This window comes from Nocardioides dubius, from assembly GCF_039528155.1.
GTDB lineage: Bacteria > Actinomycetota > Actinomycetes > Propionibacteriales > Nocardioidaceae > Nocardioides > Nocardioides dubius.
The window spans coordinates 149,510-155,699 of record NZ_BAAALG010000001.1 but is presented as its reverse complement, the minus strand read 5'-3'; the positions used below and the strand labels follow the sequence as shown (position 1 = coordinate 155,699).

The 6,190-nt window shown below is 72.1% G+C and carries 7 protein-coding genes; 2 read left to right on the top strand and 5 right to left on the bottom strand.

The genetic code is table 11. From position 1 onward, the window contains the following. Together ABD151_RS00670 and ABD151_RS00665 are read right to left on the bottom strand one after the other, a co-directional pair. Positions 1-1,681 (bottom strand): acetolactate synthase (locus ABD151_RS00670; RefSeq protein ID WP_343990187.1); only part of this gene is annotated, 1,681 nt, incomplete at its 3' end. Between the two features lie 31 nt (positions 1,682-1,712). Next, entirely contained in the window at positions 1,713-2,567 is an 855-nt protein-coding gene (locus ABD151_RS00665; protein ID WP_343990184.1) for a DUF2785 domain-containing protein, read from the bottom strand. Between the two features lie 59 nt (positions 2,568-2,626). Here ABD151_RS00665 and ABD151_RS00660 point away from each other — a divergent pair, with 59 nt between their 5' ends. Then, on the top strand, positions 2,627-4,099 hold the full coding sequence (locus ABD151_RS00660; RefSeq protein WP_343990181.1) for a sensor histidine kinase: 1,473 nt from the start codon (positions 2,627-2,629) through the stop codon (positions 4,097-4,099). 41 nt (positions 4,100-4,140) lie between these two features. Here the strand turns inward: ABD151_RS00660 and ABD151_RS00655 are convergent, their stop codons facing one another. Beyond that, the gene (locus ABD151_RS00655; RefSeq protein WP_110208737.1) at positions 4,141-4,392 is read right to left on the bottom strand and encodes a WhiB family transcriptional regulator; all 252 of its coding nucleotides are present in this window, start codon (positions 4,390-4,392) and stop codon (positions 4,141-4,143) included. A gap of 177 nt (positions 4,393-4,569) precedes the next feature. On the opposite strand from ABD151_RS00655, the gene ABD151_RS00650 reads away from it, so the two are divergent. Continuing rightward, complete coding sequence (locus ABD151_RS00650) at positions 4,570-4,965, top strand: hypothetical protein (RefSeq protein WP_343990173.1); 396 nt, start codon at positions 4,570-4,572, stop codon at positions 4,963-4,965. Between the two features lie 13 nt (positions 4,966-4,978). Here ABD151_RS00650 and ABD151_RS00645 read toward each other — a convergent pair whose 3' ends face one another. Beyond that, positions 4,979-5,770, bottom strand: a complete 792-nt coding sequence (locus tag ABD151_RS00645; protein WP_343990169.1) for an RNA polymerase sigma factor SigF — start codon at positions 5,768-5,770, stop codon at positions 4,979-4,981. Position 5,771: 1 nt separating this feature from the next. After that, a complete protein-coding gene (locus ABD151_RS00640; RefSeq protein WP_343990166.1) occupies positions 5,772-6,152 on the bottom strand; it encodes an ATP-binding protein in 381 nt (126 codons plus the stop codon). Between the last annotated feature and the right edge of the window lie 38 nt (positions 6,153-6,190).

Below are 6,190 nucleotides of genomic sequence, written 5' to 3'. Positions count from 1 at the left end.
AGGTGTTGCGCGGGTAGGCCGCGTTCACGTCGGTGATCACGTTCACCAGGTAGGGGACCCCGGCGTCGAAGGCGCGGTCGATGGCCGCCCCGATCTGCCGCGGGTCAGTGACCGTCTCGCCCCCGCCGCCGAGCGCCCGGACGACCTCGTCGTACGGCGTGCGCGGTGCCAGGTCGGCGGCGACGTCGTAGCCGTAGAGCATCTGCATCGGGCCCTTCTCCAGGCCCCAGGCGGAGTTGTTCCCGCAGACCATCACGACCGGAAGCTGCTGGCGGACCAGGGAGTCGACGTCCATCAGCGAGAAGCCCGCCGCACCGTCGCCGAGCAGCAGCACGACCTGGGACGACGGCCGTGCCAGCCGGGCGGCCATCGCAGCCCCCAGGCCGGCGCCCAGGCAGCCGTAGGGCCCGGGGTCGAGCCAGCCTCCGGGGCGCTTCGGCTCGACGAACTTGCCGGCGAAGCTGACGAAGTCGCCGCCGTCGCCGATCACCACCGCGTCGTCGGCCAGCCGCGGCACCAGCTCGCCGTAGATCCGGGCCGGGTGGATCGGATCGGCCTCCGCGCTGAGCAGTGCTGCGTCGCGCTCCGTGGCAGCGGCCACGCTGGCCTGCAGGGCGCCCACCCAGTCGTTCCAGGAGCGGCGGGCCAGCGGCGCCAGCGCGTTCGCGATACCGGTGAGCACCTGGGAGAGGTCGCCGCTCGCCGAGGCCGCCAGGGTGGCGTGGCTGGAGACCTGGGCGGGGGAGTCGGCCAGGTGCACCACCTGGGCCGGGGGTGCGCCGTCCTTGCCGCCGAAGACGCCGTAGCCGAGCCGGAAGTCGAGCGGCGTGCCGACCACGATCGCCAGGTCGCAGGTGCCGAGGGCCTGGCCGCGGGCCTTCGTCACCAGCAGCGGGTGGCCGCCGGGCACCACGCCACGGCCCATCCCGTTGGTGATCGCCGGGATGCCGAGCTCCTCGACGAAGCCCAGGGCGGCCTGCTCGGCGTGGTCGGCCCAGACGTCGGTGCCGAGGATCAGCACCGGACGCTCCGCGGCGGCGAGCAGGCGGGCGACCGCACCGAGGGCGTCGGGGTCGGGCGTGACCGGTGCGCTGCGACGAGCCCCGGCCCAGGGACTGGTCGCGGCGTTGAAGAGCTCGTCCATCGGCACGTCCACGAAGACCGGACCGCGGTGCGAGGAGCCGGCCAGGTCGAACGCCTCGTCCAGGCCCGCGACCACGTCGCCTGCCGTGGGCAGGGTCCGGGCGCTCTTGGCCACCGGCGCCAGGATCGGCGGCTGGTCGAGCTCCTGCAGGCTGCCCGAGCCCCAACGGTTGGCCGGCGCGCGGCCGCCGACGACGACCATCGGCGAGCCCGCGAACTGCGCCTGGGCGACGGCGCTGACGCCGTTGGTGACGCCGGGGCCGGCGGTCAGCACGGCCAGGCCGGGGGTGCGGGTGAGCTTGCCGGTCGCCTCGGCGGCGAAGGCCGCCGTCTGCTCGTGCCGGACGTCGACCAGGCGCATCGGCGGATCGGCCTTGACCGCGCCGTCGTAGAGCGGGAACACGTGCGCCCCGGAGAGGGTGAACATGTGCTCGACGCCGTGTGCCCGGGCCACCGCGACGGCGAGCTCGCCGGCATGGCCCGAGAGCTCGGCGCTCGGTTGGGTGGGATCGGCGGCAGGCGCTGTGACGTCGGTCATAGCGCGAGAGTACGTGCCCCTCAGCCAGAACTCACGGGGTTCGTGAAGTCGGGGCGTCCAGATCCGGGTTGCTGGAGCGCAGCCCGTCGACCAGGGCCAGCAGCAGATCCGCGCGGGTGCTGGGGCGGCGGCGGCTCAGGGTGAGGCGCAGGTAGAGCGAGCGCAGGAACGCCTGCGGCAGCAGGGCTCGTCCGTACGGATCGGACGGCGAGTGCGCCTCGGGCCGGGAGCCGAGCGCGATCCGGGCCACCCAGCCCTCGAGCACGGCGGCGGGCACCAGGTCGCGCTGCACGATCCGCATCGCGGCGGCGGCGAGCCGGTCGGGCTCGCCGTTGAGCACGGCGCCGTCGCCGGGCAGCAGCAGCCGCTCGGCCAGCACGTCGAGCAGCACGGTGAGCTCGGGCAGGCCGAAGTGTGGGGAGTCGGCGAGCGCGCCGAGCGCGTCGGCGCCGTAGCCCAGCGCGTTGGCCCAGCCCCGGGTGGGCACGTGGGCTCGCAGGTCCTGCTCGCGCAGCAGCCAGCTGGCCAGGTGGTCGCCCCAGGTGAGCACCTGGGCGCCGGCCAGCAGGTGCTGCGCGTTGTCGCGCTCCAGGCAGACCGCGAGCATCCGCGCCGAGAAGGTGCGCCGGAAGACGGTGTCGGTGTGCCGCTCGCCGAGGCCCTGGTCGAGCCCGGCGGCCATCCCGTCGCCGAGCCCGGAGAGCAGGTCGTCGTAGACGCCGCGCGCGGTCCAGGCGGCGAGCACCTCGAAGGCGGTGTGGTCACGGCGGCCCGGATCGCTGCTGCCGAGCATCGCCGTCAGCTCTGCGGTCAGCTCCTTGAGGGGGCGGTCCGCGGGTACCTCGAGGCCACTGGCCTTCACCTGGTCCCAGAACGCCGACGCCATGGCTCCATCTTGCCAGCCGGGGGCGTGGTTACGCACAACGCCGGTTCTATGCTGTGCCGGTGCCCACTCTCGACCAGCTGGCCGCCGACCATACGGACCTGGATGCCGACGATCTGGCCTGGCTGCATCGGCTGACCGCCGACTGGCAGATCATCGCCGACCTCTCCTTCGCCGACCTCGTGCTCTGGCTGCCGGATCGCGAGCGGACCGGCTTCTGGGCAGGCGCTCAGATGCGGCCCACCACGGGGCCGACCGCCCTGCTGGACGACATCTCGGGCACCTTCATGCCGTGGACGCAGCGGGCGATGGTGCACCTGGCCTTCGACCGTGGGCGGCTGATGCGCGAGGGCGACCCGGAGTGGCGCGACGACATCCCGGTCCGGGTGGACGCGATCCCGGTGCGCCGCGGCTCGCGGGTGATCGCAGTGCTGGCGCGCAACACCAACCTGCTCGGCGTGCGCACCCCGAGCCGCCTGGAGCTGGCCTACCTGGACACCGCGGCCGACCTCAGCAAGATGATCGCGGGCGGCCTGTTCCCCGACGACGGCGACCGCAGTGACCTCGCCGACACGCCACGCGTGGGCGACGGCTTCGTGCGCGTCGACCGGGCCGGCCGGGTCAGCTACGCCTCCCCGAACGCGCTCAGCGTCTACCGCCGGCTCGGTCACACCGGTGACCTCACCGGGCACCTGCTCACCGACCTGACCCGGCAGCTGGTGCCGCCGCGCCGTCGTCCGGACGAGGAGTCGCTGAGCGCGGTGCTCGGTGGCGTCGTCTACAAGGACGCGGAGATCGAGACCGACACCGTCTCCCTGGTCGCGCGGGCCATCCCGCTGCGCCCGCAGGGTGAGCGGATCGGCGCCCTGGTGCTGCTGCGCGACGTCACCGAGCTGCGCCGGCGCGATCGTGAGCTGCTGACCAAGGAGGCCACGATCCGTGAGATCCACCACCGGGTGAAGAACAACCTGCAGACGGTGGCCGCCCTGCTGCGGCTGCAGGCGCGCCGGATGCCCAACGCCGACGCGAAGGCGGCGCTGGAGGAGGCGGTGCGCCGGGTCGGGTCGATCGCGATCGTGCACGAGACGCTGAGCGAGGCGCTGGAGGAGAAGGTCGACTTCGACGAGATCCTGGATCGGCTGGGCCGGATGGTCACCGAGGTCAGCAACGTCGGCAACCAGGTCCGGGTGATCCGGGTGGGCGAGGTCGGCGTGGTGGCCGGGGAGACCGCCACCGCCTTGGCGATGGTGATCACCGAGGTGCTGCAGAACGCCGTCGAACACGGCTTCGGCACCGACGAGCACGGGGAGATCCAGGTGCGCGCGGTGCCGATGGTGGGTCGTCTGCAGTTGGTAGTGGAGGACAACGGCCGCGGGCTTCCCGACGGCTTCGACCTCGACACCTCGACGAACCTGGGCCTGTCGATCGTGCGGACCCTGGTGGAGTCGGAGCTGGGCGGCATCCTCGGCATCGAAGCGGCCCACGCCCCGTACCAGCACGGTACGCGGGTGAGCCTCGACATCCCGGTCGCCTGATCCGGATGGGCCCTGCCGGGCCCGGTCGACGCGGGGGAGCGTCAGGCGGTGCGCACGCGGGCGCGAGCGTTGCGGCGCTTCAGCGCACGTCGCTCGTCCTCGCCCAGGCCGCCCCACACGCCGTGGTCCTGGCCGGCCTCGAGGGCCCAGGCCAGGCACTGCTCGCGGACGTCGCAGCGACGGCAGACCTGCTTGGCCTCCTCGATCTGGAGGATGGCCGGACCGGTGTTGCCGATCGGGAAGAACAGCTCCGGATCCTCGTCGAGGCATGCGGAACGATGGCGCCAATCCATGGCGGAGGACTCCCTCTGGTTGCAGTGTCGAGCGGCCTGTGGGCCGTTCGAGATCAGTTCAGGTGCGCGGGCAGGTCTTTGGACCCGAAACCGGGCGCAAGGAATAGATTCCCAAGAACTCTTGCACGAGACAACCCCTATCGAAGGTCACTTTGGTCACAAGTACCCTGGGGAACCGTGAATCATTCGCCCGCACCCGTCGCGCCCCGTCCGCTGCTGATCGCCGCAGCGCTGACCCTGCTGGAGGGGCTCTTCTTCGTCGGCTACGGCGTGCTGGAGCTGGTCCACCTCTCCACCGACCGGCTCTCGATGGGGCTCACCACCTCCGCCTTCTTCCTCGGCTACGGCGCGCTGCTGGGCTGGTGCGCACGCGGCCTGCGCGACGGCGGCAGCTGGGCGCGCAGCCCGGTGGTCTTCGCGCAGCTGTTGCAGATCCTGGTGGCGTGGAGCTTCTTCGGTGGCGAGACCAAGGGGGTCGCAGCGGGCATCTTCGTGGTCTCGGTGGCGGTCCTGATCGGGATCATGCTGCCCAGCAGCCTGAAGTTCCTGGCCGACGAGGACACGCGGGTCTGAGGCCCGCCCGGGCCTACGGCTCGCTGAGGGCCGCGCGCAGCTTGTCGAGGGTGCGGCTGAGCAGCCGGGAGACGTGCATCTGCGAGATCCCGACCTCGGCCGCGATCTGCGACTGGGTCATGTTCTTGAAGAAGCGCATCATCAGGATCGTCTTCTCGCGCTCCGGGAGCTCGGCGAGCAGCGGCTTGAGCGACTCGCGCAGCTCGACATGCTCGATGCCCTCGTCGTCGACGCCCAACGTGGCCAGGAACGAGGCGCCCTCGTCGCTGTCGTCGCCGGCATCCAGGGAGAGCGTGGAGTAGGCGTTGCTCGACTCCATCCCCTCGACGACGTCCTCGGTGCTGCAGCCGATCGCCTCGGCCAGCTCGGCGGGCGTGGGGGAGCGGCCCAGCGACTGGGTGAGCTCGGCGCTGGTCGCCGAGATCTGCATCCGCAGCTCCTGGAGCCGGCGGGGCACCCGGATCGCCCAGCCCTTGTCGCGGAAGTGCCGCTTGATCTCGCCGATCACGGTCGGCGTGGCGTAGGTGGAGAACTCGACGCCGCGCTCCAGGTCGAAGCGGTCGATCGCCTTGAGCAGCCCGATGGTGCCGACCTGGAGCAGGTCCTCGTAGGGCTCGCCGCGGTTGCGGAAGCGCCGCGCGCAGTGCTCCACCAGGGGCAGGTGCAGGCTGACCAGCGCGTCGCGCGCGCTCACGTGCTCGTCGGGGCGCGCCGGGTCGGTGAGGACGGCGAAGTGCCGGGCACTGGTGGCCTTCACCTCGGCGAGCTGCGGATTCTCCGGGGGACTCCCGGTCGAGGAGACCATGTCAGACCGTCGCGGTGGAGTGCACCGTGAAGATCGCCGCGTACGAGCCCTCGCCGGTCTGCAGCTCGGCATGGGTGGTCAACGCGCTGAGCACCTGCCAGGCGAAGTCCTCCTCGGCGGCCGGCGGCGTCGCCGTGCCGGACGTCGGCACGCTGATCCGCACCTCGACCTTGTCGGGCGCGGTGTGGAACCCGGCCACCAGGTCGCCGTCCGCCTGGGCGTGGGGGAGCACCAGCGCGCTGGCCTCGCTGACCGCCATCCGGAGGTCCTCGATGTCATCGATGGTGAAGTTCAACCGCGCAGCGAGGCTCACCGCCGTCGCCCGCAGGACGGAGACGAAGGCCGGGTCGACCGGGAGCCGCAGCTCGACATCAGGACGCATGGGTCTAAAGATAGCCAGCCCGGCGCCCGAAATGACGA

Excerpts from the sequence above, each read along its gene's own strand:
- ABD151_RS00665 (WP_343990184.1), bottom strand. The coding sequence starts at position 2,567 with ATGGCGTCGGCGTTCTGGGACCAGGTGAAGGCCAGTGGCCTCGAGGTA.
- ABD151_RS00655 (WP_110208737.1), bottom strand. The coding sequence starts at position 4,392 with ATGGATTGGCGCCATCGTTCCGCATGCCTCGACGAGGATCCGGAGCTG.
- ABD151_RS00645 (WP_343990169.1), bottom strand. The coding sequence starts at position 5,770 with ATGGTCTCCTCGACCGGGAGTCCCCCGGAGAATCCGCAGCTCGCCGAG.
- ABD151_RS00640 (WP_343990166.1), bottom strand. The coding sequence starts at position 6,152 with ATGCGTCCTGATGTCGAGCTGCGGCTCCCGGTCGACCCGGCCTTCGTC.